This is a genomic window from Corynebacterium sp. HMSC076G08 (genome assembly GCF_001811515.1).
Classification (GTDB): Bacteria; Actinomycetota; Actinomycetes; order Mycobacteriales; family Mycobacteriaceae; genus Corynebacterium; species Corynebacterium hiratae.
The window spans coordinates 16,183-40,397 of record NZ_KV805009.1 but is presented as its reverse complement, the minus strand read 5'-3'; the positions used below and the strand labels follow the sequence as shown (position 1 = coordinate 40,397).

25 protein-coding genes and 1 tRNA gene are annotated in these 24,215 nt (G+C 63.3%); 12 read left to right on the top strand and 14 right to left on the bottom strand.

Translation table 11 applies throughout. The annotated features are described in order from the left end of the window. Nucleotides 1-74 precede the first annotated feature (74 nt). A complete protein-coding gene (locus HMPREF2806_RS01745; RefSeq protein ID WP_070515864.1) occupies nt 75-800 on the top strand; it encodes a hypothetical protein in 726 nt (241 codons plus the stop codon). On the opposite strand, the gene radA is transcribed toward HMPREF2806_RS01745, so the two are convergent. Then, nucleotides 787-2,169, bottom strand: coding sequence for a DNA repair protein RadA (gene radA, locus HMPREF2806_RS01740; RefSeq protein WP_070515862.1), 1,383 nt, complete (start codon nt 2,167-2,169; stop codon nt 787-789). The two genes, HMPREF2806_RS01745 and radA, sit on opposite strands and share 14 nt — an antisense overlap. A 169-nt stretch (nt 2,170-2,338) precedes the next feature. Between radA and HMPREF2806_RS01735 the strand changes: the two genes are divergently transcribed. Beyond that, on the top strand, nt 2,339-2,548 hold the full coding sequence (locus HMPREF2806_RS01735) for a hypothetical protein (RefSeq protein ID WP_049154730.1): 210 nt from the start codon (nt 2,339-2,341) through the stop codon (nt 2,546-2,548). 43 nt (nt 2,549-2,591) lie between these two features. Further along, on the top strand, nt 2,592-2,825 hold the full coding sequence (locus HMPREF2806_RS01730; protein WP_046647225.1) for a hypothetical protein: 234 nt from the start codon (nt 2,592-2,594) through the stop codon (nt 2,823-2,825). A 123-nt stretch (nt 2,826-2,948) separates the two neighbouring features. Here the strand turns inward: HMPREF2806_RS01730 and HMPREF2806_RS01725 are convergent, their stop codons facing one another. Further along, nucleotides 2,949-3,524: a hypothetical protein gene (locus HMPREF2806_RS01725; protein WP_070511090.1), complete on the bottom strand. Its 576-nt coding sequence runs from the start codon at nt 3,522-3,524 to the stop codon at nt 2,949-2,951. 288 nt (nt 3,525-3,812) lie between these two features. Between HMPREF2806_RS01725 and HMPREF2806_RS01720 the strand changes: the two genes are divergently transcribed. The 5 genes from HMPREF2806_RS01720 to rlmB are packed head-to-tail and all read left to right on the top strand — an operon-like array spanning nt 3,813 to nt 8,041. After that, nucleotides 3,813-4,397 carry a CarD family transcriptional regulator gene (locus HMPREF2806_RS01720; RefSeq protein ID WP_070511088.1) on the top strand — a complete coding sequence of 195 codons (585 nt, stop codon included), beginning with the start codon at nt 3,813-3,815 and terminating at the stop codon, nt 4,395-4,397. Continuing rightward, complete coding sequence (gene ispD / locus HMPREF2806_RS01715; protein ID WP_070515860.1) at nt 4,369-5,121, top strand: 2-C-methyl-D-erythritol 4-phosphate cytidylyltransferase; 753 nt, start codon at nt 4,369-4,371, stop codon at nt 5,119-5,121. Before HMPREF2806_RS01720 ends, ispD begins: the two co-directional genes overlap by 29 nt. Beyond that, nucleotides 5,114-5,596 (top strand): 2-C-methyl-D-erythritol 2,4-cyclodiphosphate synthase, encoded by a 483-nt coding sequence (gene ispF / locus HMPREF2806_RS01710; protein ID WP_070515858.1) that lies wholly within the window; start codon nt 5,114-5,116, stop codon nt 5,594-5,596. Before ispD ends, ispF begins: the two co-directional genes overlap by 8 nt. 47 nt (nt 5,597-5,643) lie before the next feature. After that, nucleotides 5,644-7,050, top strand: a complete 1,407-nt coding sequence (gene cysS, locus HMPREF2806_RS01705; protein WP_070515856.1) for a cysteine--tRNA ligase — start codon at nt 5,644-5,646, stop codon at nt 7,048-7,050. A gap of 40 nt (nt 7,051-7,090) precedes the next feature. Then, nucleotides 7,091-8,041, top strand: coding sequence for a 23S rRNA (guanosine(2251)-2'-O)-methyltransferase RlmB (rlmB, locus tag HMPREF2806_RS01700; RefSeq protein WP_046649269.1), 951 nt, complete (start codon nt 7,091-7,093; stop codon nt 8,039-8,041). A 113-nt stretch (nt 8,042-8,154) separates the two neighbouring features. Here the strand turns inward: rlmB and HMPREF2806_RS01695 are convergent, their stop codons facing one another. The 4 genes from HMPREF2806_RS01695 to HMPREF2806_RS01680 are packed head-to-tail and all read right to left on the bottom strand — an operon-like array spanning nt 8,155 to nt 11,721. Next, nucleotides 8,155-8,973, bottom strand: coding sequence for a CE1 family esterase (locus tag HMPREF2806_RS01695; protein WP_232745222.1), 819 nt, complete (start codon nt 8,971-8,973; stop codon nt 8,155-8,157). Between the two features lie 11 nt (nt 8,974-8,984). Then, the gene (locus tag HMPREF2806_RS01690; RefSeq protein ID WP_198531303.1) at nt 8,985-9,929 is read right to left on the bottom strand and encodes a metal ABC transporter permease; all 945 of its coding nucleotides are present in this window, start codon (nt 9,927-9,929) and stop codon (nt 8,985-8,987) included. Next, nucleotides 9,907-10,608 carry a metal ABC transporter ATP-binding protein gene (locus HMPREF2806_RS01685; protein WP_070515851.1) on the bottom strand — a complete coding sequence of 234 codons (702 nt, stop codon included), beginning with the start codon at nt 10,606-10,608 and terminating at the stop codon, nt 9,907-9,909. Before HMPREF2806_RS01685 ends, HMPREF2806_RS01690 begins: the two co-directional genes overlap by 23 nt. Then, on the bottom strand, nt 10,609-11,721 hold the full coding sequence (locus HMPREF2806_RS01680; RefSeq protein WP_070515849.1) for a metal ABC transporter solute-binding protein, Zn/Mn family: 1,113 nt from the start codon (nt 11,719-11,721) through the stop codon (nt 10,609-10,611). Nucleotides 11,722-11,792: 71 nt separating this feature from the next. Here HMPREF2806_RS01680 and HMPREF2806_RS01675 point away from each other — a divergent pair, with 71 nt between their 5' ends. Then, the gene (locus tag HMPREF2806_RS01675) at nt 11,793-12,878 is read left to right on the top strand and encodes a LacI family DNA-binding transcriptional regulator (protein ID WP_070511070.1); all 1,086 of its coding nucleotides are present in this window, start codon (nt 11,793-11,795) and stop codon (nt 12,876-12,878) included. Here the strand turns inward: HMPREF2806_RS01675 and otsB are convergent. From otsB to HMPREF2806_RS01650, 5 genes are read right to left on the bottom strand one after another with little or no spacing between them, the layout of a single operon-like run. Beyond that, nucleotides 12,875-13,618: a trehalose-phosphatase gene (gene otsB / locus HMPREF2806_RS01670; RefSeq protein WP_070511068.1), complete on the bottom strand. Its 744-nt coding sequence runs from the start codon at nt 13,616-13,618 to the stop codon at nt 12,875-12,877. The genes HMPREF2806_RS01675 and otsB overlap by 4 nt on opposite strands. Nucleotides 13,619-13,648: 30 nt before the next feature. Beyond that, nucleotides 13,649-14,161, bottom strand: a complete 513-nt coding sequence (locus tag HMPREF2806_RS01665; RefSeq protein WP_070515847.1) for a hypothetical protein — start codon at nt 14,159-14,161, stop codon at nt 13,649-13,651. Beyond that, nucleotides 14,158-15,579, bottom strand: coding sequence for an alpha,alpha-trehalose-phosphate synthase (UDP-forming) (locus HMPREF2806_RS01660; protein ID WP_070515845.1), 1,422 nt, complete (start codon nt 15,577-15,579; stop codon nt 14,158-14,160). Before HMPREF2806_RS01660 ends, HMPREF2806_RS01665 begins: the two co-directional genes overlap by 4 nt. Nucleotides 15,580-15,581: 2 nt before the next feature. Then, complete coding sequence (locus HMPREF2806_RS01655) at nt 15,582-15,929, bottom strand: hypothetical protein (RefSeq protein WP_046649277.1); 348 nt, start codon at nt 15,927-15,929, stop codon at nt 15,582-15,584. 50 nt (nt 15,930-15,979) lie between these two features. Next, nucleotides 15,980-17,656, bottom strand: a complete 1,677-nt coding sequence (locus HMPREF2806_RS01650; RefSeq protein ID WP_046649278.1) for a threonine/serine exporter ThrE — start codon at nt 17,654-17,656, stop codon at nt 15,980-15,982. Between the two features lie 186 nt (nt 17,657-17,842). Between HMPREF2806_RS01650 and HMPREF2806_RS01645 the strand changes: the two genes are divergently transcribed. After that, nucleotides 17,843-17,915: transfer RNA gene (locus HMPREF2806_RS01645), tRNA-Thr, on the top strand. A gap of 40 nt (nt 17,916-17,955) precedes the next feature. Here HMPREF2806_RS01645 and HMPREF2806_RS01640 read toward each other — a convergent pair. Beyond that, the gene (locus tag HMPREF2806_RS01640; protein WP_070511059.1) at nt 17,956-18,483 is read right to left on the bottom strand and encodes a TetR/AcrR family transcriptional regulator; all 528 of its coding nucleotides are present in this window, start codon (nt 18,481-18,483) and stop codon (nt 17,956-17,958) included. Further along, complete coding sequence (locus tag HMPREF2806_RS01635; RefSeq protein WP_049154745.1) at nt 18,470-19,969, bottom strand: MFS transporter; 1,500 nt, start codon at nt 19,967-19,969, stop codon at nt 18,470-18,472. The genes HMPREF2806_RS01640 and HMPREF2806_RS01635 overlap by 14 nt, the downstream gene beginning before the upstream one ends. Nucleotides 19,970-20,138: 169 nt before the next feature. Between HMPREF2806_RS01635 and HMPREF2806_RS01630 the strand changes: the two genes are divergently transcribed. Further along, nucleotides 20,139-21,884 carry a pyruvate dehydrogenase gene (locus HMPREF2806_RS01630; RefSeq protein WP_070515843.1) on the top strand — a complete coding sequence of 582 codons (1,746 nt, stop codon included), beginning with the start codon at nt 20,139-20,141 and terminating at the stop codon, nt 21,882-21,884. A gap of 66 nt (nt 21,885-21,950) precedes the next feature. Here the strand turns inward: HMPREF2806_RS01630 and HMPREF2806_RS01625 are convergent, their stop codons facing one another. Further along, nucleotides 21,951-23,240 (bottom strand): MFS transporter, encoded by a 1,290-nt coding sequence (locus HMPREF2806_RS01625; RefSeq protein WP_070515841.1) that lies wholly within the window; start codon nt 23,238-23,240, stop codon nt 21,951-21,953. A gap of 80 nt (nt 23,241-23,320) precedes the next feature. On the opposite strand from HMPREF2806_RS01625, the gene HMPREF2806_RS01620 reads away from it, so the two are divergent. Next, nucleotides 23,321-24,094, top strand: coding sequence for a MerR family transcriptional regulator (locus tag HMPREF2806_RS01620; RefSeq protein ID WP_070515836.1), 774 nt, complete (start codon nt 23,321-23,323; stop codon nt 24,092-24,094). Nucleotides 24,095-24,215: the final 121 nt, after the last annotated feature.

Genomic DNA, 24,215 nt, shown 5'->3' with positions numbered 1-24,215 from the left:
ATAGAAGTCGCTGCTCAAGACACGCGGCCCCGGGCTGGCCCGGGTTGGGCTCTAGTCCCCTTAAACTAAGAGCTGTGACTGAGCCATCCCGTACCCCGAAGCAGCTGCCGCGAGAGATTTACCTGCGTCGCCGCATCGCCGCGCTCGTGGCGATTCTGGTACTCGTGGTTATCCTTATTTGGGCTGCCACCGCGCTCTTTAGCGGTTCGAAGGAGGACCCGGGAGCCGAGTCGCAGCAGGCGGCGGCGTCGGGCACTCTGACTCCGTCGGAGGATGCAACCTCGGCGGTGGAGACGACCGAGTCCACCGCGTCTGAGGAATCCACCGAGCCCGAGGCGGGGGAGACGGACAAAGAAGAACCGACCTCCGAGGAAAAGCCAGCTGAGCTCACCGTTGATCCATCCAAGACAACGTGTTCCCTCCAGGACCTTAAAGTGATGGCCAAGACCAACGAGGACAGCGTCCCCGCCGGTAAGATGCCAACCTTCTACTTGGAGGTATTCAACCCGACGACGGAGGACTGCTCTATCGATCTCGATGAAGAGCAGCTGCGTTTCGAGGTTTACAAGATGGGCTCCAACGAACGCGTGTGGTCCGATACCGATTGCTATGCCTCAGTGGAAACCGGCAAGCAGACTTTCAAGTCCGGTGAGACGCGCTACTTCCAGGCGGATTGGTCCCGCAAGCGTTCCGAGTCGGGCAAGTGCACCGAGCGCGAGGAAGCCGAGCCAGGCGCTTACTTCCTGCATACCGTCATCGGGGAAAACTACTCCCCAGCGTTGCCGTTCAACTTGCTTTAAGCGCTGCAATCGCCTCGCTCAGCGTTGCGGCTTGGCGCACCTGCATGCCACCGCCGACCTCCACCTTTCCGGGCGGGACGATGGCGTAGCGGTAACCCAAGCGGGACGCTTCTGCCAAGCGGCGGTCCAGGTTCGGTACGCGGCGAACTTCGCCGGCCAGGCCCACCTCACCGATGACCACCGTTTTCGGTGGCAGCGGCTGCTCGTGCAAGGAAGACCACGTGGCGAGCGCTACGGCAAGATCCGTCGCCGGCTCTTGGATCTTCATGCCGCCCACCGTGGCCACGTAAGCGTCCTTATCGTTGGTGCGTTCACCGGCGCGGGCCTGCAGTACGGCGAGCACCATCGGGACACGGTTGGCATCGAGCCCCGTGACCACGCGCCGCGGGTTCTTCGCCACGGGGTCGACGGTCAGCGCCTGCACCTCGGCCAGGATGGGGCGCACGCCATCCATGGCGACGGTCACCGCTGAACCGTCTGGGGTGCTGCCGCGGTGGGAGAGGAAGAGGCCGGAAGGGTCCGCCACCTCCCGGATGCCGGCGGCGGTTTGCTCAAAGCAGCCCATCTCATCGGTGGCGCCGAAACGGTTCTTGAGTCCCCGGAGCAGACGCAGGGAGGATTGGCGGTCACCTTCAAAGTTCAACACGACGTCCACGAGGTGCTCGAGCACGCGCGGGCCAGCGACGTTGCCGTCCTTGGTCACGTGTCCGACGAGGAGGATGGGGATGCCGGTGGTTTTGGCCAGTGTGGTCAGGGCTGCGGTCACCGCACGCGACTGTGCCACGCCACCGGCTACGCCCTCCACCCCGGCCGCGTGCATGGTTTGGACGGAGTCCACGATGAGGAGGCTGGGCTTGAGCTGCTCGACGTGACCAAAGACGACATCCAAATTCGATTCGGCCGCGAGGTAGAGCGTCTCGTGCAAGGCCCCGGTCCGCTCGGCCCGGGCGCGGACCTGCCCGGCGGATTCCTCGGCCGTGGCATAGAGGGCGGTGCGGCCCAGCTGCGCCCAGCGGGAGGCGACCTCCAATAACAAAGTGGATTTTCCGACTCCTGGCTCACCCGCCATAAGCACCACCGAACCGGGAACGATGCCGCGGCCAAGAACGCGATCGAGCTCCCCGATGCCAGTGTTGAGGGCCTTCGTGGCGGCAGCGCCCACCTTCGTAATCGGAACCGCTGGGCTCGTCGGTGTCAGGCCGGTTGGTCGGCGTCCAGACACAGCGGCCTGGGCCGCGGTGCTGCTTTCTGACGCCGCGGTTTCCTGCAACGTTCCCCATGAACCGCACTCGGGGCAGCGGCCAAGCCACTTGGGGGAGACGAAGCCGCATTCAGAGCACGTGTGGACGGGACGAACCTTTTTTGCCATGCCCATCACTCTAGTAAGTGGTGTGGACATTCACGTCGCGGGCAGGGTCGCACCCTTTTCATCGCGCGCGATATGCACAGAGGCGCTACAGTGTTAGCCAGGTTACATCTTGTGTGTGCCTGCCCCCTCTTTATCCCCGTCCGATTTCTCACAACAAGAAGGTATTTCCATGAAGATTCGTCGTACCCTCGTCGCCGCTGGCGCTGCTGCCGCCGTCGCCCTCGCTGGCACCCCGGCTGCTTCTGCCGCACAAGCTCCCGAGCCGCTGGCCACTGTTCTGACCGAGATCACCAACGTCGCTGGCTATGAGGCTCAGAACCTCATCCTCGTCCCGGCGGCGCTGTCCTCCTTGGGCTTCCTGTCGAACCTGCTGTCCTAGTCCAGTTCACTTACCCCCACACCTCACTATTCAAGGAGACCCCATGAAGATTCGTCGTACCCTCGTTGCTCTGACCGCTGCTACCTCCCTGGCTGTAGCTGGCGCCCCGGCCGCTTCCGCCGCTACCTACCCGGAACCGCTCAACCAGGTTATGGATGAGATGGTGAAGTACGGCGGCCCGCAGGCACCGAACCTTCTTCTCATCCCGGCTGCCCTGTCCTCTCTGGGCATTCTTAACTCTCTGCTTGTGATGACTACGGCATCCTCGCGAGCTTAAGAGTTTCCTGCGTTCGCTGAGGAGCGTTAAACGCACACCGCCCCAACTGCCAAAGTTGAAGCCCGTGATTCGAAGATCCGGGAAAACTTTGGCGGCTGGGGCGGTTCTCTATGAAGAAAAGGCTTACTTGTTCTCGGCGTAGCCCTCGGTGGACTGCGGGTCGCGGTCAAAGTCACCGGACTGCAGCGGGGAGGCGGACACGGTGGCGTCAACCTCGATGGTGCCGGTGTTAAAAGTGAAGGTCACCGGGCGGGCGCCGCCGAAGGCGAAGCCGTCGTTCTCTAGGGTGGTGGCCACGTAGGTGATGTTCTTGTCCTTGCCGTCCTTCGGGAGACGGTCCAGGTTCGTCTGGGAATCAGCGTAGAGGGCGTGATCGCGAGGAAGCGGCTCTGCGCCTTCCAGTGGTACGTCCTGGCCGTCGACGCTCACGGACTCGAGGACGACGTCGTCGACCTTGTAGCCCTGGTTGACGGCCACGAACTTCAGGGAGGTCTCACCGGTGTCCGGCTCAACCTGAATGGTGACGTCACGCACGGCCACCTTGCCATCTTCGGTGCTTGCGGATGCGCCGTCGACAGCAATGACCTTTTCCGCGGTCTGAGCAACATGACCGGCCGAGCAGGACGCCAAGGCCAGCGCGGAGAGGGCGGTAACTGACATGATGGCACCGCAGCGAGCGGCGGACTTCAGGGACTGCACTGTGAGTGTCCTCCATTGAATTGCGATCACAAAGCTTATCAACGCTTTAGCCTAGTACCTCCGCAGTAAAAGCACACAGTTTCCGACAAACCTCTTGGGTAAACCGGGGGTAGCCGCGCTTTATGTTGGCCGTCATCGTGGTGTAAAGCGAGCTGCTCTACGGGCTTGGGTGGGGGAGCAGTGCCGGAAAACTGCGTGCTAGAGTAGATACCCTGTATATGCGGCCCACTGAGAGTACGCCGAGAGCGCACGATGGGCACCGTCTCAAAGGCTTCATAAGGAGTGGCAATGGAATTTAAGGTCGGAGAGGTCGTCGTCTACCCCCACCACGGCGCCGCCAAGATTACGGCGATTGAAAAGCGCGAGATGGGCGGCGAGGAGCTCGAGTATCTCGTCCTCCAGATCAACCAGTCCGACCTCGTGGTTCGTGTGCCCTCCAAGAACGTTGAGATGGTGGGCGTGCGTGATGTTGTGGGCAAGGAAGGCCTCGAGAAGGTCTTCTCCGTTTTGCGCGAAGAAGACGTGGAGGAGGCCGGCAACTGGTCCCGCCGCTATAAGGCCAACCAGGAGCGCCTTGCATCCGGCGATATCAACAAGGTGGCAGAAGTCGTGCGTGACTTGTGGCGCCGCGATCAGGACCGCGGCCTGTCCGCCGGTGAGAAGCGCATGCTTGCCAAGGCCCGCCAGATTCTGGTCGGTGAGCTTTCCCTGGCTAAGCCGGTCGATGACAAGAAGGCGGACACCATGATGGAGGAAATCAACGCCACCATCGAGCGCCACCGCGCCGCCGGCTTGGTCGAGGACAAGTCCATCACCACCGACATTGACAATGACGTCGATCTCGATGACCTCTCCTTCGACGACGAAGACTAATACCCGCCGCGTGATCGCCCTCGTCGCGGCGGCCGGCCAGGGAACGCGCCTCGGCGCTGACATTCCTAAGGCCTACGTGGAGCTGCGCGGAAGTACCCTGCTTGAACGCTCCGTGAAGGCCATGATTACCTCGGAATTTGTCGATGAAGTCATCGTTCTCGTCAGCCCCGCCATGGAGGATTATGCCACCAGCATCCTCGACCGCATCGATTCTGATGTGCCCGTACGCATCGTCCACGGCGGGGGTGAGCGCGCCGATTCCGTCTGGGCGGGCCTGCAAGCCATCCCAGAAGAGGATGCCGTGGTGCTGGTCCACGACGCCGCCCGGGCGTTGACGCCGCCGGGGATGATCGCGCGCGTCGCCAAGCGCGTGCTCGACGGGGCCACCGCAGTTATCCCGGTCCTTCCCGTGGCGGATACCATCAAAGAAGTCGAGGGGACCACGGTGCTGTCTACTCCGGATCGCTCCCGCCTGCGCGCCGTGCAGACCCCGCAGGGTTTTAACCTGGCCGCGCTGCGCCGCGCCAACCTAGACTATTGGGCGCAGGACCCTGACTTTGTCGCCACGGATGACGCCAGCCTGATGGAATGGCACGGCGAGCGCGTGGAGACCGTGCAGGGAGACACCTTCGCGTTTAAAATCACCACTCCCATCGACCTCGTCCTGGCGAAGGCCGTGACGGATGAGGCCGAACCGACCATCTTCGAGGTGCCTAGTGACTAACCCGATTATCCCGCGCGTGGGAATCGCCACCGACGCCCACCAGATTGAGCCCGGAAAACCCTGCTGGATCGCAGGTCTCCTCTTCGAGGACGTGGATGGCTGCGAGGGCCACTCCGATGGGGACGTGGTGAGCCACGCGCTTGTCGACGCTCTGCTTTCCGCCTCCAACCTCGGCGACCTCGGCTCCTTCGTTGGCGTGGGCCGGCCAGAGTACGACGGGGTTTCCGGCGCCCAGCTGCTGCGTGAGTGCCGCGAGCTGCTGGAAAAGGAAGGCTTCATCATCGGCAACGCCGCTGCGCAACTGGTTGGCCAGAGCCCCAAGATGGGCCCGCGGCGGAAGGAAGCCGAGGCCGTTCTGAGCGACATCCTCGGCGCCCCAGTGTCCGTCTCTGCGACGACGACGGATCACCTTGGCTTCACCGGCCGCAAGGAGGGCCGCGCTGCCGTGGCCACCGCCGTGGTCTGGCGCGCCTAGGCCGTCCCGCGCTAGCCGCCGGACGCGAGTCAATTAGACTAGGCCAGGTGAGTACTTTGCGCATTTTTGATACCGCCACCCGCAGCCAACGTGAGTTCGAGCCGGTTCGCCCCGGCCACGCGTCGATCTACCTGTGCGGTGCCACCCCGCAGTCCCAGCCGCATATTGGCCACCTGCGCTCCGGCGTTGCCTTCGACATCCTGCGCCGCTGGCTTAGCGCGCAAGGCTATGACGTGGCACTCGTGCGCAACGTCACCGATATCGATGACAAGATCCTCACTAAGGCCGCTGAGAATAACCGCCCCTGGTGGGAGTGGGTATCCACCTATGAGCGCGAGTTCACCAAGGCCTACAACACCCTGGGAGTTCTGCCCCCTTCCGTGGAGCCGCGCGCGACGGGCTTTGTCACCCAGATGGTGGAGTACATGCAGCGGCTTATCGACGCCGGCTTTGCTTATGCCGTGCCTGGCGAAGACGGTGTTGGCTCCGTCTACTTCGACGTCGCGGCGTGGAATGCCACGGAAGGCTCGGACTACGGTTCGCTGTCCGGCAACCGCGTCGAGGAAATGGAACAGGGCGAAACAGACAACGCGGGCAAGCGCAGCCCCCAGGACTTCGCTCTGTGGAAGGCGGCTAAGCCGGGCGAGCCATCCTGGCCCACCCCGTGGGGTCGTGGCCGACCGGGCTGGCACTTGGAGTGCTCGGTCATGTCCACGTACTACCTAGGCAGCGAGTTCGATATCCACTGCGGCGGCTTGGACCTGCAGTTCCCGCACCACGAAAATGAGATCGCGCAGTCTCATGCGGCGGGGGACAAGTTCGCCAACTACTGGATGCATAACCACTGGGTCACCATGGCCGGTGAGAAGATGTCGAAGTCCTTGGGCAACGTCCTCTCCATTGCCAACATGCTGGAGATCGTCCGCCCGGTGGAGCTGCGCTACTACCTGGGCTCCGCGCACTACCGCTCGGTGCTCGAATATTCCGAGGCAGCGCTGACCGAGGCCGCAGCCGGCTATCGCCGCATCGAGGATTTCGTAGGCAAGTTCGAGGGCGTCGAGAAGGGCGAGTGGACCCAGGCCTTCGAAGAAGCGATGAATGATGACATCGCTGTGCCGAAGGCACTGGCGGAAATCCACACCACCGTGCGCGCGGGCAATAAGGCGCTGAGCGACGGCAACCGTGAAGAGGCTGAGCGCCTCGCCGGGGCTGTGCGCGCCATGGCCGCGGTTCTTGGCTTTGATCCACTGGATGAACAGTGGAAAGATAGTGGCGAAGAAAGCGGCGCTGAAGCGGCCCTGGACGTTCTCGTTCGGGCCGAGCTGGAGCGTCGCACTACCGCCCGCGCAGAAAAGGATTGGGCTACTGCGGACGCCGTGCGCGACCGCCTTGCAGCCGCGGGTATTACCATCACCGACACCGCCGACGGCCCCACCTGGTCCCTGGCGGATTAACGTCCTCTGCATAAGCCGAGGACAACAAAGGAGAAGATCTATGGCACGTACCCATGGCCGCGGCGGCGCAGGTATCCGCAAGACGAATAAGAAGGGCGCCACGAAGGGCTCTGGTGGCCAGCGCCGCAAGGGCTTGGCAGGCAAGGGCCCCACGCCTAAGGCGGAGGACCGTATCTACCACGCCAAGCACAAGGCGAAGCTGGAGCGCGAGCGCCGCAATTCGGGCCGTCACCAGAAGGAGACCGCGGAGATGGTCGTTGGCCGCAACCCGGTCATCGAGTGCCTGCACGCCAAGGTGCCTGCTACCTCCCTTTACATCGTGCAGGGCACACGCAACGACGCCCGCCTTTCCGAGGCGGTGGCCATGTGCAATACCCGCAACATCCCGATTCTCGAGGTCCAGCGCCACGAGATGGATCGCATGACCGGAAACGGCATGCACCAGGGCATTGGCCTGCAGATCCCGCCGTACAAGTACGCCGATGTGCACGATCTCATGGACCGCGCGCGCGATGCCCAGGAACCGGGTATGTTCGTCATCCTCGATAACATCACTGACCCGCGCAACCTCGGCGCGGTCATCCGCTCCGTCGCGGCCTTCGGCGGCCACGGCGTTATCATCCCAGAGCGCCGCTCTGCCTCCGTCACCGCGGTGGCTTGGCGTACCTCTGCCGGCACTGCTGCGCGCCTGCCGGTGGCTCGCGTGACCAACGTGACCCGCACGGTTCAGGACTTCCAGAAGGCCGGCTACCAGGTCGTCGGCCTGGATGCCGGAGGCGAGCACACGCTCGACACCTACAACGGTGGCACTGACCCCGTTGTCATCGTCATCGGCTCTGAGGGCAAGGGCATTTCGCGCCTCGTCCGCGAGAATTGCGATGCCATCATGTCCATCCCCATGACGGACTGGGTCGAATCCCTCAACGCCTCCGTGGCAGCGGGCGCGGTTCTTTCGGAGTTCGCCCGCCAGCGTCGCGCGCGCGGCGCTTAAGGCGCCGCGTCCACACGGCACTGGCCTACCTGCCAAACTTCTCCGCGCTGATTCAAGATCTGGCCAGATCTTTGGCAACTCGGGCAGTTGTGCCCGTGTGTGGAGGTAGAGAATTAAGAAACGCGGGCGAAGAAGCCCTCGACGACATCGGCTGCCAGAAAGGCATCCGTGTTGGGGCCGAGGCGGGCATCGAGTTGGTTGCCGGACGGGATGACGTGTCCGGTGCCCTCCATCGTCCACAGCACCACGGGGTTCTCGCCCGCCCACGTCCTTGTGGTCACTGCCTCGTAAGGGTGGGTCACCTGAGGCTCTCCAGTTAGGCCATTGAGCTGTGCCAAGCGCGCGGCCGTCCACGGCGCTGAGGTCACCTTGCCGCGCGTGCGGGTCGCATCCAGCCCGGCCACGCCGCCCTCATAGGGAGCAAGCGGATCGGCAGTGCCGTGCATGAGTAGGACCGGGGTGGGCAGGTAGGCCGAGTCCGGGTTGCTCGGCGCGTGGTTAGCGCCGGAGCCCAGGGTGGAGGCGAAGACGCAGGCGGCGTCGAGGAGACCAGGGGCGTCGAAAAGCAGGCGCAGCACCATCTGCCCACCGTTGGAGTAGCCACAGGCAAACGTGCGCTGTGTGCCGTAGCGCTGCTGGGCCAGCTCCACCAGGGCGCGGGCAAAGGCGACGTCGTCGACGCCGAGCTCCCGGGCCTTGACCGGCAAGGTGCCGCGGGCATCGTTGAAGTGGCGGTCCACGCCCTCCGGATAGATGATGACGCGGCCGGTGCGCTGGGCCATTTCATCGAAGGTATTGGCCGTAAACCTGCGGAGCACACTGCCGGATTGCAGCGAACCGTGGAAGAAGAGGATTAGATCCCCGCCTGGCTCAGCGGGCTCCACGGTGATGAAGGTGCGGGTGCGGCCATCGAGTTCCAGGGATTCTTTCACGGGCAGACAGTTTAGTCGGTGTGCGCGCAGCGCTCATCGTGGGTGCTCGTGTGGTGTTCTTCGCCAACGGCCTTGTGCTCGCGGTGGAAGCGTGCGGCGGCGATGTCATCGCGCACGGCGGTGCGCCCGCGCTGCCAGCCGATGAAGCGGCACACCAGGTAGATGATGAAGGAAATCGTGGTCACGAACACCGATACCGGTAAGCCAGGTGCCAGGGAGAGCAGGAAGCCGCCCACGGCGGAGACTTCCGCGAAGATGGTGGACCACACCACCGCGCGCAGCGGGGAGGAAGTTACCTGCACCGCCGCGGCACCCGGGGTGATGAGCAGCGCCATGACCAACAGCGAGCCGACAATCTGCACCGACTGCGCGGCCGTCAGACCCACGAGGATGGCGAAACCCACCGCGAGCCACCTGACCGGCAGGCCGGCCGCCTGGGCCATGACGGGGTCCGCGGAGGCGAAAAGCAGCGGGCGCCAGAAGAGCACCACCACGGCAACGATGATGGCGGTCGTGGCGGCGAGCAGCCACACCGAGGCGGAGGAAACACCGACGATCTGTCCTGTCAGCAGCGTCATCGCGGTCTTGGCGTTGCCGGGGTAGAGGTGCAGGAACAAAACCGAGAGACCCAGGCCGAAACTCATGACCACGCCGATAGCGCTGTCTTGTTGGCCCTTGAGCCCCAGCACCGCCAGGATGATGGCCGCGACGATGGCGCCGGCAATCGCACCGAAGCCGATGTTGAGACCGAACAGCAACGCTGCGGCCGCGCCCATGAGCGCGAGCTCTGAGGTGGCGTGCACAGAGAAGGACATGTGGCGCAGGACGATGAGTGAGGTCATCACTCCGGAAAGGATTCCGAGCAGCGCGCAGGCGATGAGCGAGGATTGCACAAAATCAACGCCCAGCAGGTACTGGGTATCTTCGATGAATTTAGACAACGATGAGCCTCCCATCGACGTTGAGGACTGTCACGGAGGAGCCATAGAGTTCCGAGAGCACTTCGGAGCGCATGACCTCATCGACCGTGCCGAACATGTGACCATTGGGCGCGAGGTAGAGCACCTTATCCACCACTCCCAGCACCGGGTTGATGCCGTGGGTAACAAAAAGCACAGAGGTGCTGCGCTCGTGGCGCCACGCATTGAGCTTCTCGACGGTCGCCTGCTGCCGTGCCGGGTCCAAGGACAATAGCGGCTCGTCCGCGAGGATGAGCTCTGGGTTATTAGCCAGGGCCTGGGCCTGGCGGATGAGCTGTTGCTGCCCGCCGGAGAGCTGGCCCACGCGGCGGTCAGCGATGCCGGTGGCGCCAACTTCGGCGAGGAGCTCGTCCACGCGCCCCCGGGCAGGACGTCGGTTGCGCAGCGTGCCATGCGCCAGGGACAGCGACACGAGGTCTCGGGCGCGCAGGGGCAGGTCCTGAGGGAACATCCTTTGCTGCGGGATAAAGCCCACACGGCAGTTGATATCTACGCTGCCCGCGGTGAGCTGGCGGGTACCCAAGATAGTGCCGAGGAGCGTGGATTTGCCCACGCCGTTGGGGCCTAAAACGGCGATGAACTCGCCGCGGTCTACGGCGAGGTTCATGTCCGACCACAGCGGTTCTACTGCGGCGTTCTTAAAAGAGATGAGCACTTACACAGCCTCGAGTGCGTTGACGACTTCCTCGTAGTAGTCGAGGAAGTTGGTCCCCTCCGGCGGGGTTTCACCAATCTCTACCACCGGGATGTTCTTATCCTCGGCGGCGGCGCGGATGCGCTTGGTCATGTCGGTTTCGGTCTGTGGGTTAAAGATGAGCAGGTCGATCTTGTCCTGCTTGATGTCCTCAAGGAAGCGGGCCAAATCGGCGGCGGTGGGCTCGCCCTCAGCGACGGTGGCCTTGCGGTAGCCCTCCGGGGTGGCGTCGGTGCTGTCGGTGTACTTGAAGATGTAGTCCGCGATGGGCTCGGTCTGCGCGTAGTTGCGCTGCGGGAGCTTCTCGATGCGTGCCTTCAGGCCCTCCACGCGCTCGACTAGCGGATCGGCGGTGGCCTTAGCCTCTGGGTTGGTCTCGTTAACGAGCTCGGCCACTTCGGTCGCCACCTTCTCGATGGCTGCGGCGTCGTACCACACGTGCTCGTTGCCATCGATGTTGGTGACCTGCTCGGGGTGCTCGGCGGCGATCTTCTTGGCCTCGTCCATGGTCACGGTGTCGCCTTCGTGAGCGTGGTCATGGTCATGACCTTCTCCATGGCCATGGTCGTCATGACCATGCTCGTCATGATCATGCTCATCATGCGCGTGGTCGTGTTCCTCTCCATGATCATGCTCGCCATGATCATGATCACCATGATCGTGCGCGGTAAGCGGGAGCGCGTGAATGATCTGGTCCTGGTTCTTGACGGCCTGGTAGAGCCAGGCGTCGTAGCCGCCGCCACCGGCGATGATGACGTCGGCCTCGTTAGCGCGGGCGATGTCCGCGGCGGTGGGCTCGAAGTGGTGTGGGTCCACGCTGTTACCGCTCACGATGGGGTGGACGTCGATGTTGACGTCGGTCTGCGCGGTGTTGACGACCGCCTGGGCCACATCAGCCCAGATGGAGGTCGAGGCGACGACCTGAATGGCCTCCTTGTCGGAACCGGCATCCGAGCCGCTATCGGCGTTATCGCCGCTGGAGGAACAGGCGGTCAGCGAGGCGGCGCCCAGGGTGGCTGCGAAGAGGAGAGCGGTGGGACGTCGGAAAGCACGGCGTGAGAGGGAAGTGGTCATGTCCCTATTTCTACGTTTAGTGAAAATTGTTGTCAAATGATAATGAGTTGAAAACGGGTAATGTTGCCGTCATGTCCAAACGCAGCACGACGCTGGCCTCCCTAGCGGCCGAACTTGGGGTTTCGCCCACCACGGTGTCCAACGCGTACAACCGGCCGGACCAGCTGGCGCCTGCCACCCGCGAGCGGATCCTCGCCGCCGCGGCTGAGCGTGGATACACAGGCCCGGATCCCACCGCACGCAGCTTGCGCACGCGCCGCCAAGGTTCACTGGGGGTGCTGCTCACCGAGCACCTGTCCTATGCCTTCGAGGACATGGCCTCGGTGGATTTCCTCGCCGGCATGGCGGAGGCCTCGGCGGGGGCGAGCACGACGTTGACTCTCATCCCCGCCGGGCCGGATACCGCCGGCGCGCCCAACGACGCCCAGGCCGCGCAACTCGTAGGTTCAGCTGCCGTCGACGGTTTCGTGGTCTATTCCGTGGCGGCGGGAGATGCTTACCTCGACGCCGTGCAGCGCCGTGGCCTGCCGGTGGTGGTGTGTGACCAGCCCACGGATTCGGGCTTGCCCTTCGTGGGCATCGATGACCGCGCCGCGATTGCCCCGGCGGCGCAGGCGCTTGTCGACGCCTCCCATACCCGCATCGGTATCCTTGCCATCCGACTACACCGCGAACGCCTCGACGGCGAAGTGACGGCTGCACAACTGGCCGCGGCGGACATGCACGTGCAGCGCTCACGTGTATTGGGTGCGCTCGATGTTTTTGCAGACGCGGGACTCGATCCTGCAGACATCCCCGTGGTGACGCGACACATCAACGATTCGCGTACGGCTTACGCGGCCGCGGAGGAGCTGCTGACTAAGTACCCGGATCTCACCGCGGTGTTGTGCACGACGGATTCGATGGCGCTCGGGGTTATGGCTTATGCGCGCGATCATGGAATCGCGGTTCCCGAGCAGCTCTCCGTCACCGGCTTCGATGGCATCGCGCCGGCCCTGGCGCTGGGCCTGAGCACCGTCGTGCAGCCGAACAAGGAAAAGGGGGCGGCGGCGGGGCGCATGCTGGCCAGCCTCATCGAGGGGCGCGGCGAGGTGCCGCGCGTGTTGTTGGAGACCACCTTCCGCCCGGGGCGCACCGTGGCGCCGGTCGGGGCTTAAGAGCTGTGCTGCGCGCGAGCGGCGGCGAGTTCTTCGAGGAACTCTGTCACCGCCGCGATATCGGGCACGCGCAGCGCCGCCTGCGTTGCGCCCTCACCAACCTTGACACCGAGGTCCGGCGGCTGATTGAGCGCGGCGAAGCCGTCTTCGTCGGTGGTGTCATCCCCTAAAAAGACCACCGCTGTGGCCCCGACGCGGTGACGAAGCTTGTCAATCCACGTGCCCTTCGTGGCCTGCGTTGCGGAGAACTCGACGACGCACTTGCCCGCAGTCTTGGGGAAACCATCGGCGCTTAAGGCCTCGCCTTCCGCATAAGCAGCAGCGGCGGCGTCCGGGTCTTGCAACTCCAGCGCCCGCAGGTGCAGCACCCGCTGGAAAGGTTTGATCTCCAGCTCCGCGCCGGGGTGGCGGGCGATAATCTCCTTGATTTCCGCTTCCTTCTTGGCCAAGTAGGCTTCCATCTCCGGGGTGAGCGCGGATTCTTCCCACGAGGATTCGGCCCCATGCGAGCCACCAAAAAGCACCGGCTCGCGCAGCGGGCATACTCGCATCAGGCCATCGAGGTGGCGCCCAGAGAGCACTGCCGCGGTGGTGTTAGGTAGTTGCGCCAAGGCAGCGAGAGCATCCAGCGAGCGCTGCTCGGGGCGCACTGCGTAGGCGTTGCGCGCGAAGCCGGCCAAGGTGCCATCGAAGTCGGAAACAACCGCTAAATGTTCGGCGGCGGCGAGAGCATCAATCATGCTCCCCACCCTAGCGCTGAAACTTCGGAGCTATAGCGCGGCCATGCGGATAATCGGTGAATCCACCTTGTCGGTGCGCAGCGTCAACACGAGTTGGTTGTTGGGGTTGAGCGCGAAGTCGAACTCATGGCCTTCGGCGATGAGGTTGCGCATCAGCGAATCAGCCCATTGCATCGAGCCCTCGCAGTCGCCGCTTCGCGGTGGGCTTTCATAGGTGGCTTTCTCCACCCGCATGACGTCGCCCTCCCAGATCGTGGAGGTTTTGTCATCCTTGTGGAAGGACACCTCAGCGGTAAACGGTACGCAGCCAGTTGAGCCCACCGCAGTGTGCTCACCGAAGCTCATATGGGGCACGTGTGCAGTATCGGCAGGGAGGGAGGAAGGAGCGTCCGGTGAGGTGTAGAGGTTGATGACCTGCCAATCCTTGCCCACGATGCGGTCATCGCCGCGCGGGGCAGGTTCCTCCTTAGCGGAGCTGCATCCAGCTAGGCCAAGCGCAAGCAGCACAGTACTGAGCACAGCGGTGAGCCGGCGCCGCATCATGCTTCCTCCTGGTTCAGTGCGCCGAGGAAGGACTGCGACCACAGCGCGATATCGTGCTGACGCACCTGCTCGTTCATAGCAATCATGCGCTCGCGCATGGTCTCGGGGGATTCCTCCAGTGCCTTGACCGCAGAGAGCAGCGCACGTTTGATGGATTCGATGTCGAAGGGATTGCACAGGTTGGCTTGGGTAAGCTCTGCTGCCGCGCCCGCAAACTCGGAGAGCACGAGCGCTCCTGTGCCGTCGCCGTGGGAGGCCACGTATTCCTTGGCCACTAGGTTCATACCGTCCTTAAATGGCGTGACCAGCATGATGTCCGCGAGCCGGTAGTAGCGGCGCAGGACCTCCTTCGGAACGGAGCTGTGCTGGTAATGCACCACCGGCGCGCCGAGGCGCCCAAAGCGGCCATTGATGCGGCCCACGGCCTCCTCCACCTTTGAACGCGTGGCGCGGTAATGGTCGATGCGTTCGCGCGAAGGAGTAGCCAGCTGGACGAAGGTTACCTCGTGTGGGTCCAGCGCACCGGTCTCGAGGAGCTCCTCGAAGGCGGTGAGGCGCTGCAGGATCCCCTTCGTGTAATCCAGGCGGTCCACACCCAAAATGACGTGCTTGGGGTTCCCCAACTCAGCACGCAGCTGGGCGACGTCCCCCGCATCGCCACCGTCAGCGAATTCACCCGCCGCAATGGAAATGGGGAAAGCGCCTACCCCGACAGAATGCCCGCTACCGGTCACGATGCGAGCGGTGACCGCGCGGGTGCTGACCTCCCCTTCTACGTCCAGCCCTTGGGTGCGGGCCAGCTCCAAGAAATTGCGGGCGTTGGATTCGAGGTGGAAGCCGATCAGGTTGGCGTCGAGAAGCCCCCGCACCAACTCCTCACGCCACGGCAACTGGCGGAAGAGATCCGGGGACGGGAAGGGAATGTGCAGGAAGAATCCAATGGTGAGGTCGGGGCGTAGCTGGCGCAGGATGCCGGGGACGAGCTGGAGCTGATAGTCCTGCACCCACACCGTGGCATTCTCTGCGGCGACGGTTGCTACCTCGTTGGCAAAACGCAGGTTGACCTCGCGGTAGGCATCCCACCAGTCGCGGTTGTAGACGGGGGTGACGATGAGGTCGTGGTAGAGCGGCCACAGGGTGGCGTTGGAAAAGCCCTCATAGAAGGCCTCAAAATCCTCCTGTGTCAGGCGCACCGGGTGAAGGAGGACACCGTTATCCGTGGTGAAGGGCTCGGGAGCTTCGTCGGCTACGCCCGGCCATCCCACCCAGCAGCCCTGGTGTTCTTCCAAGACCGGGGAGAGCGCGGTGACGAGGCCGCCGGGGGATGCCTTCCACTCGCGGGTGCCATCGGCGGCGGTCTCGAGGTCCACCGGCAGGCGATTGGCAACGACGACGAAGCTATTGGTGCGCCCGGACATAGCTAGGCCTTCTTTGCGGCCTTTTTAGTTGCCTTCTTCGTGGCCTTCTTAGTTGTCTTCTTGGTGGCTTTCTTCGTGGCCTTCTTAGTCGTCTTCTTCGTGGATTTCTTAGAAGCCTTCTTCGTGGCCTTCTTGCTGCTCTTCTTGGGGGCAGCATCGGCTTGCTCGGCCAGCACCTTGCGGTGGACCAAGCCTTCTGGCTCGACGCCCAGCATCGACATGAGGGTCACGCCGTCGAGGAAATCCTCCGCATAGGTGGCGACAACGCGGCGCGCGGAGCGGGCGGTCTCCTCCTCTACTGCGTGAGTCTGGTCAGCCGCGGGCTGGGTATCTGTGACCTTTGGTGGCACGGAGTCCTCCTGGGATGAAGTATGAAAGCTTTCAGACCGGCTATTCTACGCTATTGCGACTTCGTTGGGGCGCTCGGGTCATCTTTGCCGGGCACCGTGTAGGTGGGGCGCTGCGCCGGAAATTGCGTGGTAACGGGCCACATGTCCGTGATGGCATCGCCCTGCTGGAAGCGCGCCTGCTGTGCGGGCGTCGGTGGTTTGGGCCCATATTGCGGCGGCGGGGCCGGCAGATTGTGGCGCGGGGCGAAGGGAGACAGGGGTACGCGGGGAATGCGGGCGCGCTGCGCCAGGCGGGTGGCGCGCGCGAAGGAGAACGTGCCTAGGCGCTTGAAGGCGGTGTAGGGGCGGAAGTACTGCGGGCGGCGCAGGCGGCGGGCGACTCGCTCGCCGAAGACGACGCCGGCGGCAAGTGCACCGGCGATGGCGAGGGCGCTGGCCAGGTTGGTCAGGCCGGTGATGAGCTGCTCGTTGAGCATGGCGTACATGCCGCGGTACAACGTCAGGCCTGGAAGCATGGGCGTATAGCCCACGATCATAGTGATGAGTGGCGGCATCATGTAGCGACGGGAGAGTAGGCCGCCGGCCAAGCCCACCGCTGCGGCAGAAATGCCCGAGGCAATGACGGCCCCGACGCCCAAGAAGACGACGAGGAAGTAGTAGAACACCATACCGGCGGCGGCCGTGAGACCGGAGATGGTGACCTCGGACCAGGAGGCTCCCAGCGCCAGCGCAAAGGCGGCGGAGCCGATGCCGCCGCACAGTACGAGCAGTGGGATTTGGTGATAGACGGGCGGGGCGAGCGTGGCTAGTGGGGGAAGGCTAAAGCCCAACCACGACGCCACCTGGATACCCAGGCCCACGCCGGCGATGATGGCGCCGGTGGACATGAGAGCCTCAAAGAACTTCGCGGACGAGGTCACGGGTGCGCGGGTGATGCCGTCCACGAGGCACTGTACGAGCGTTAGTCCCGCCACCAGCACGACGATGCCGGAACCGATGATTTGGGAGGGTAGCATCTGGATGCCAAATCGCGCGAAAACGTTGTAGAGGATGGCCGCGGGAATGACGGCAAGCAGGCCGCCGACAAGGTTCTGATAGAACGGCGGCAGCCGGTAGCCGGCGAGGAACATATTCGTGCCCATGATGAGTGCCGAAATGAGGAAGGTGACAACACCGACGAGAAGGTCACCGCCCAGCATCACGGCGATGAATCCACCCATGGCACCCCACGCGCTGACGATGGTGGTCTTGGAATAGGGGTTCTTCATCGCATCGATGTCATCCAAGATCTTCTCCGCCATTGCCGGTGGCGTAGCACCGGAATGGATGGAGCGGATGAGCCTGTCAACGGCGGATAGTTTGGTGAAATCCACGGCGATGCTCGGCGCCACGCGGAAGACGTGGAGGTTGTGCCGATCCGGCCCTGTGCCGATGGCGGTGTGGATAGTGATGGTGTTCATCAGGATCGACACGTGGCAGTAGTGCAGGCCATAGGAGGATGCGACGAGGTGAATCTGTGCCTGCACGTCGGTATTGGCTGAGCCCGCTGCAATCAGGATTTCGCCGACGCGCGCGGCGATCTCCATGACGCCGGTGACCTGGGCCGGATCGGTGAGATCAACAGGGGCGAGCGGGGAGGGCGGCGGTGCGGCCTTAGCGGCGTCGATGGTGGCGACCGGAGCCGACCGGTATAGCAGGCGCTGGCGCAAGGAAGAAAGAACAGACACGGAAAAGAAAGACCTCAACAACACTTCTGGGTTCGGTAAGTCAGCACTTTAGTAACTGCCGCGGATTTATGCACCTGCCAGTGCTTTTCGGGCCCCTGACGGCCGCTTTTTCGCAGTGCAACCACCCTGGCTTTCCGTCCATGGGGTGGGCTCAGGTACGATTCCCCATAGCGGATGAGCCGCGGTGCTGGAGTGGCGCAATTGGTAGCGCAACGCACTTGTAATGCGTAGGTTGCGAGTTCAAGTCTCGTCTCCAGCTCAAAAGGGCCTTTTTCAAGGCCCTTTCTCTCTTTTCGGGCCTATTCGGCGAGGTGGCCCAAGGCGACGTCGATAAGCGCGCGGCGCCTTTGCGGCGGTAGGGGGCGGTCGGTGAGGTGATCGTGGACCCACAGGCCGTCGGCGATGATTGAAGCCAGCACGACGGATTCATCCTCCGAGGCAGGATCGGGGAGCCAGCGCCTGTCGACGTCCCTCCACACCTTCTGGAAGTCCGGATGGGACTGTGAGTGGATGGACATGAGCAATTCAATGAGCGGGTCATTCTTTCCCATGGACTCCAGCGCGGCACGGTAGCGCTGGCGCGGGCTCAGCTGGTCTGCCGTCTTGCCGTCGGAGAGACCGACGAGCTCTTCCTCCCAGCGCTCCGCGCAGAGCTTGTGGCAGTCAATGAGCAGCTCGTGGCGGGTGGGGAAGTGGTAGATGAGCCCAGACTTACTCATGCCTGTGGCGGTGGCCAGGGAATCGTAGGTCAGCGCGTGAACGCCATCCTCTTCGATGATGGCGAGCGCTTTTTCGAGCGCCTCGACCTTTTTACTAACGCGGGGCATCGGCACCTCCTGAGGTTGGATTGCTGCGGAAGCACCAGCCGGTGACCGCGGCAAAAATGAGCATGACTACGCCGAGCCCAGCGGCGGTGGCTAGGTAGGCGTCGTTATACGCGGCGCCGGCGGCCTCCGCGAGTGCGGGGTTGTGGAGTGCTTCCATGCCTAAGTCCTGGATGTCCTCGGGCAGTCCGCTCTTGTAGAGCATTGGCAGCACTGATCCAGTGACCGCAATCGACAGCAGTGTGCCAAACTCATAGGACACTTCCTCCACACCCGCGGCCATGCCGGAGCGTGACGCAGGAGCGGCACCGATGATGGCAGTGGAGGACACCGACATCACGAACCCCGCGCCGAGGCCAGTGATGAACAGACCAGCCAGGTATGCGGGGAAGACCTCGTGCGTGCCGCCCCACACCACGCCGCCAATGCCCGCTGCCATGGCGAGGAAGCCGCCAGCGATGATGGGCAAGAAACCCCAGCGGTGCAGGTTAGCCCCGCCCAGCGCGGACATCGGCAGCGCCGCAATCGCGATGAGGGAAATGATGAGCCCAGCGTGCAGCGGGGAGTAGAGGTCCACCAACTGCAGCTTCTGCGTGGTGGTCATTTCCAGCCCTGCCATGCCAAACATGGCGCCGGCTGCGGCCAACACGCCGCCGCTGAAGATGGGCGAGCGGAAGATATCGAAGGTGAGAAGCGGCTCCTTCAGTTTGTGCTGGCGGCGAGTGAAGAGGATGGCACCGATGAGACAGGCAGCCAGCGCGCCGCCAATAAGCATGGCGTTGAGATGGGAGCTGGCGACAGACTTGATGACGAGCACCAGCGAAGCCAGCGTGATCAGCGCGTAAAGGGAAGACAAGAAATCCCACTGCTTCGCCGGGTTCGCCACATTAGGCGGGGCGAGGAAGGCGGTGAGGATGAGCGCGATGATGACGATGGGCACGTTGACCAAAAAGACCGATCCCCACCAGAAATGCTCGAGCAAGAAGCCGCCTACCGTGGGGCCCGCCGCCGCGCCGACGACGGCGATGGAGCCCCAAATGCCGATGGCGGTGTTGCGCTCAATCTCATCCTCAAAGGTCAGGCGAATCAGCGCCAGGGTAGCGGGCATCATGATGGACGCACCGAGACCTAGGAAGGCGCGAGCGGCGACGAGCTCCCACGCGCCGGGGGCGAGTGCGGCGGCCAGCGAAGCGATGCCGAAGACCCACAGGCCGATGACGAACATGCGGCGGTGACCGATCTTGTCACCTAACGTGCCGGTGCCTAGGAGGAGGCCGGCGAGCATGAGCGCGTAGGCGTTGATGATCCACAGCTGCTGCAGCGAGGTGGCGTGCAGCTGCTCGGAGAGCTCCGGCAGGGCAGTGTAAAGGATCGAGTTGTCCAAGCCGATCATGAGCAGACCCAAGGAGATGACACTAAAAAAGATCCACCGTCGGGTCGCTGAGGTGCTTAAGGCCTCTGCGGAGGCTTTCGTGTGAACGTCTGTCATGCTGCGAAACTATAGCGAACGGTCGTTACAGTTTCAAAGTCTTGAATGTTGACTTGTTGTTAAAGTCACAAAGTGCGCGTGACGTGAGAAGGCAGCTTTATGGTGGCGAAACACCACCGGGAGGGAGAACACTGGGGGCCGTTAGCGATAAAAGTTAGAGAGGTACAACATGGCACGCAATTACGCCACGCAACTCGTAGAAACCTTGGAAGCCCAGGGAGTTAAGCGCATCTATGGGCTTGTCGGTGATTCCCTCAACCCCATCGTGGACGCGGTGCGGCAGTCCTCCATCGAGTGGGTCCACGTCCGCAACGAAGAGGCCGCGGCATTCGCCGCTGAGGCGGATTCCCTCACCACCGGCAACCTCGCCGTGTGCGCCGCCTCCTGCGGCCCGGGAAATACGCACCTTATTCAGGGGCTTTACGACGCCCACCGCAACGGCGCCAAGGTCCTTGCCCTAGCCAGCCACATTCCTTCCCGCCAGATCGGCTCGAAGTTCTTCCAGGAAACCCACCCTGAGGCCATCTTTCAGGAGTGCTCCGGCTACTGCGAGATGGTCAACTCTGCTGAGCAGGGAGGTGTGGTCCTGCACCATGCCATTCAGAGCACCATGGCTGGCAAGGGCGTGTCCGTCCTCGTCATCCCGGGCGATGTCTCCACTCAAGAGGCGGACGAGGACACCTTCACCTCCTCCGTTATTTCCTCCGGCCGCCCGGTTGTCTACCCGGACCCGGCAGAGGCCGCTGCGCTGACCCAGGCCATTAACGAGGCTAAGACCGTCGCCCTCTTCGTTGGCGCCGGCGTCAAGGATGCGCGCGAGCAGGTTCTTGCGTTGGCCGAGAAGATCAAGGCTCCTATCGGCCACGCCCTGGGTGGCAAGATGTACATCCAGTACGACAACCCCTTCGACGTCGGCATGTCCGGCCTGCTCGGCTACGGTGCGGCACACGAGGCCACCCACGAGGCAGACCTGCTCATCCTGCTGGGCACGGACTTCCCCTACAACGACTTCCTGCCGGATGCCAACGTGGCCCAGGTCGACATCGATGGCTCCCACATCGGCCGCCGCACCCGCATCAAGTACCCGGTGACGGGCGATGTCGCCGCCACCATCGAGAACATCCTGCCGCACGTCGATGAAAAGAAGGACCGCTCCTTCCTCGACAAGATGCTCAAGAAGCACTACGACAAGCTGCATCACGTCGTTGAGGCCTACACCTCCGGCGTCGAGAAGCACACGCCGATCCACCCGGAGTACATCGCCGACCTCATTGACCAGCAGGCCGATGAAGACGCCATCTTCACCGTCGATACCGGTATGTGCAACGTGTGGGGCGCGCGCTACATTACTGCGAACGGTAAGCGCGAGCAGATCGGTTCCTTCCGCCACGGCACCATGGCCAACGCCCTGCCGATGGCCATCGGTGCGCAGGCGGCGCACCCGGACCGCCAGGTCATCACCTTCTCCGGCGACGGCGGGCTCTCCATGCTCATGGGCGAGCTGCTCACGGTGAAGCTGCACAACCTGCCGGTGAAGATGTTCGTGTTCAACAACTCTTCCCTCGGCATGGTCAAGCTGGAGATGCTGGTCCAGGGCCTGCCGGAGCATGAGACCGACCACGAGCACGTCAACTACGCCAAAATTGCGGAGGGTGCGGGCATCAAGCACTTCCGCATCGAGGATCCGAAGGACGCGCCGCGCCTCATCAAGGAGGCCTTGGCCTACGACGGGCCTGCGCTTATCGACGTCGTCACGGACCCCAACGCCCTCTCCTTGCCGCCGACGCTGACCTTTGAGCAGCTGCTCGGATTCTCTAAGGCGGCAACCCGCACCGTCTTCGGCGGTGGCGTGGGCCAGATGCTCTCCATGGCGAAGTCCAACCTGCGCAACATTCCGCGCCCGCAGGACTTTTAATGTGTCGGCGTTAAGCGCCGCACATTAAAAGGGACCTACACCCTGCGGTTCCACCCCGCGAAAGCGTTATGCCTTCGCGGGGTCTTTGACTGGGATGAGGACCAGCGCGCCAACGAGCAAGACTAGCCCGATGGCGAGCACGCCTCCCCGGTCGCCCTGGCCCAACAGTGAGACGAAGACACCGAAGAGGAAGGGCGTCAACCACGCCACGGCCCGCCCGGTCGTGGCGTAGAGGCCAAACATCTCGCCTTCGCGCCCCGGCGGGGCCACACGCGCCAAGAAGCCGCGGGCGGAGGCCTGGGCCGGTCCGACGCAGAGACACAGGATGAGCCCGCAGATCCAGAAGGCCGTCGGCCCCTGCGCCACGAACATGATGCCGGCCATGAGCGTCAAGATAGCCAGGCAGGTGAGAATGATGGCTTTGGGCCCCACGTGGTCGTCGATAAGCCCGCCCGCCACCGCGCCCAGCGCGGCCGCAACGTTGGCGGCAACACCGAAGATGAGGACGTCGCCAGGCGAAAGTCCATAGACGGATACGCCCAGCACGGCGCCGAAGCTAAACACTGCGGACAGGCCATCGCGGAAGATGGCAGAAGCGAAGAGGAAGGCAAAGGCATTGCGGTCCTCCCGCCACAGCGTGTGCACCGTCCGCCACAGCTCGCGGTAAGACTCCGCCACACCGCCCGCCGCTTCACCCGACGGGGCAATCTCCGGCACGCGCAGCAACACGGGGATGGCAGACAGTCCAAACCACGCCGCCGAAAGCAGCGCCACGAGTCGAATATTCCAGCCGCCCTCCGTGGATAGTCCTAGGCCGCCGCCCTCGCCGGAGACGAAGCCGAAGTAGCAGATGAGCAGCAGCACGATGCCACCGAAATAGCCTGCCGACCAGCCCAGGCCGGATACGCGGCCCACCTTGTCCTCGGTGGCCACCTGGTTGAGTTGGGCAAAGTAGTTGACCTCCGCGAATTGGATGGTCACCGAACCTACCGCTAGGCCGATGAGGCCGAGCCAGAAATACACTGGCGCGTCGTTGCGGATGAAGAACAGGCTGGCCATGACCAGGAAGGTCAGCAGCGACCAGAAGCCCAGCGCGCGACGCCGCGTGCCCAACCGGTCAGAGCGCTGCCCCATCACGGGGGTCACCGCAAAGATCACCAGGCCCGCCACCGTCATGGACCATGACAACCATTGCGCCGGGGTGAACTGCGAATCAATCTGCTGGCCCACCGAGTCGGTGAGGTAGACCGAGAAAATGAACGTCACGAGCACCGCGTTGAAAGCGGCCGAACCCCAGTCCCACAGGGCCCAAGCAGCCACGGTGAGGCGGTCAGTGCGTTTCGAGGCGTGCGTCATGCTTCATTATCGTAGGCAAAAACACCTGCCGAGTGGATGGAGTTGCACTTAACGCGACGTGAACTTTTAGGCTCAACGACATGCGTAACGACTACAGCATCGGCGATGTGGCCGGCATTTTGAAAGTCACCACCCGCACCCTGCGGCACTGGGATGACATCGGCCTGCTTAGCCCCCAGTGGCGCACCGGGGGTGATCACCGCCTCTACACCGAAGACGATGTGCAGCGCGGGATGGACATCCTGATTTATCGCAGCGTCGGGATTGAGCTGAAAGACATCGCAGTGCTTCTCGACGCCCCCTCGTCCGCCACCCTGCCCCGCCTCCGCGCCCAACACGAGGCCCTGCAGAAGCGGCGAGCCGACGTCGACGCCATGTTGTACGCAGTGGAAAGACTGATTGAGGAGACTGAAATGGATAAGAACCTAAGCCCCAGCCAAAAAGTGCGGAACCTGGGTGACGCATGGCCCCAACTGCAGGAAGAAGCCCACGAGAAGTGGGGAGACAGCAAAGAATGGGCGGCCAGTGCGGCCGTCGTGGAATCGATGGGGAAGAAGGACTGGGAGGAATTCTCAGTGGACCATGAGAACTTTGCGGCCGAGCTAGAGGAAGCCGCGGACGCAGGACTTGAACCGGGCGGCGAGGAGGCGAAGGTAATCGTCGACAAGCACCGCGCCCTCATCGCCCAGTGGTACCCGGTGTCGAGGTCCAAGCAGGTGATCCTGGCGCGCATGTATTGCGAGGACCCGCGGTTTAACGAGACCTACCGTGGCAACGCCAACTATTTACGCCAGCTGATTGAGGCGCAAGCGCAGGCGGAAGGTCTGGATTTGGGGAACCTCGCCTGGGACTAATCGGTTCACAGCGCACGTACAGACTCCGCTCAGTACCCTTGGAAGGCAGAGTGCAATACTTCTCACTTTGAATGAGAAACCCCCACGCCACCTAGTCATAGGAACAGCGGAGAAAGGACCA

Excerpts from the sequence above, each read along its gene's own strand:
- HMPREF2806_RS01630 (WP_070515843.1), top strand. The coding sequence starts at position 20,139 with ATGGCACGCAATTACGCCACGCAACTCGTAGAAACCTTGGAAGCCCAG.
- HMPREF2806_RS01720 (WP_070511088.1), top strand. The coding sequence starts at position 3,813 with ATGGAATTTAAGGTCGGAGAGGTCGTCGTCTACCCCCACCACGGCGCC.
- HMPREF2806_RS01730 (WP_046647225.1), top strand. The coding sequence starts at position 2,592 with ATGAAGATTCGTCGTACCCTCGTTGCTCTGACCGCTGCTACCTCCCTG.
- otsB (WP_070511068.1), bottom strand. The coding sequence starts at position 13,618 with ATGATTGATGCTCTCGCCGCCGCCGAACATTTAGCGGTTGTTTCCGAC.
- radA (WP_070515862.1), bottom strand. The coding sequence starts at position 2,169 with ATGGCAAAAAAGGTTCGTCCCGTCCACACGTGCTCTGAATGCGGCTTC.
- HMPREF2806_RS01680 (WP_070515849.1), bottom strand. The coding sequence starts at position 11,721 with ATGACCACTTCCCTCTCACGCCGTGCTTTCCGACGTCCCACCGCTCTC.
- HMPREF2806_RS01635 (WP_049154745.1), bottom strand. The coding sequence starts at position 19,969 with ATGACAGACGTTCACACGAAAGCCTCCGCAGAGGCCTTAAGCACCTCA.
- rlmB (WP_046649269.1), top strand. The coding sequence starts at position 7,091 with ATGGCACGTACCCATGGCCGCGGCGGCGCAGGTATCCGCAAGACGAAT.
- HMPREF2806_RS01675 (WP_070511070.1), top strand. The coding sequence starts at position 11,793 with ATGTCCAAACGCAGCACGACGCTGGCCTCCCTAGCGGCCGAACTTGGG.
- HMPREF2806_RS01625 (WP_070515841.1), bottom strand. The coding sequence starts at position 23,240 with ATGACGCACGCCTCGAAACGCACTGACCGCCTCACCGTGGCTGCTTGG.
- HMPREF2806_RS01690 (WP_198531303.1), bottom strand. The coding sequence starts at position 9,929 with ATGGGAGGCTCATCGTTGTCTAAATTCATCGAAGATACCCAGTACCTG.
- HMPREF2806_RS01665 (WP_070515847.1), bottom strand. The coding sequence starts at position 14,161 with ATGATGCGGCGCCGGCTCACCGCTGTGCTCAGTACTGTGCTGCTTGCG.
- HMPREF2806_RS01620 (WP_070515836.1), top strand. The coding sequence starts at position 23,321 with ATGCGTAACGACTACAGCATCGGCGATGTGGCCGGCATTTTGAAAGTC.
- ispD (WP_070515860.1), top strand. The coding sequence starts at position 4,369 with ATGACCTCTCCTTCGACGACGAAGACTAATACCCGCCGCGTGATCGCC.
- HMPREF2806_RS01735 (WP_049154730.1), top strand. The coding sequence starts at position 2,339 with ATGAAGATTCGTCGTACCCTCGTCGCCGCTGGCGCTGCTGCCGCCGTC.
- HMPREF2806_RS01640 (WP_070511059.1), bottom strand. The coding sequence starts at position 18,483 with ATGCCCCGCGTTAGTAAAAAGGTCGAGGCGCTCGAAAAAGCGCTCGCC.
- HMPREF2806_RS01660 (WP_070515845.1), bottom strand. The coding sequence starts at position 15,579 with ATGTCCGGGCGCACCAATAGCTTCGTCGTCGTTGCCAATCGCCTGCCG.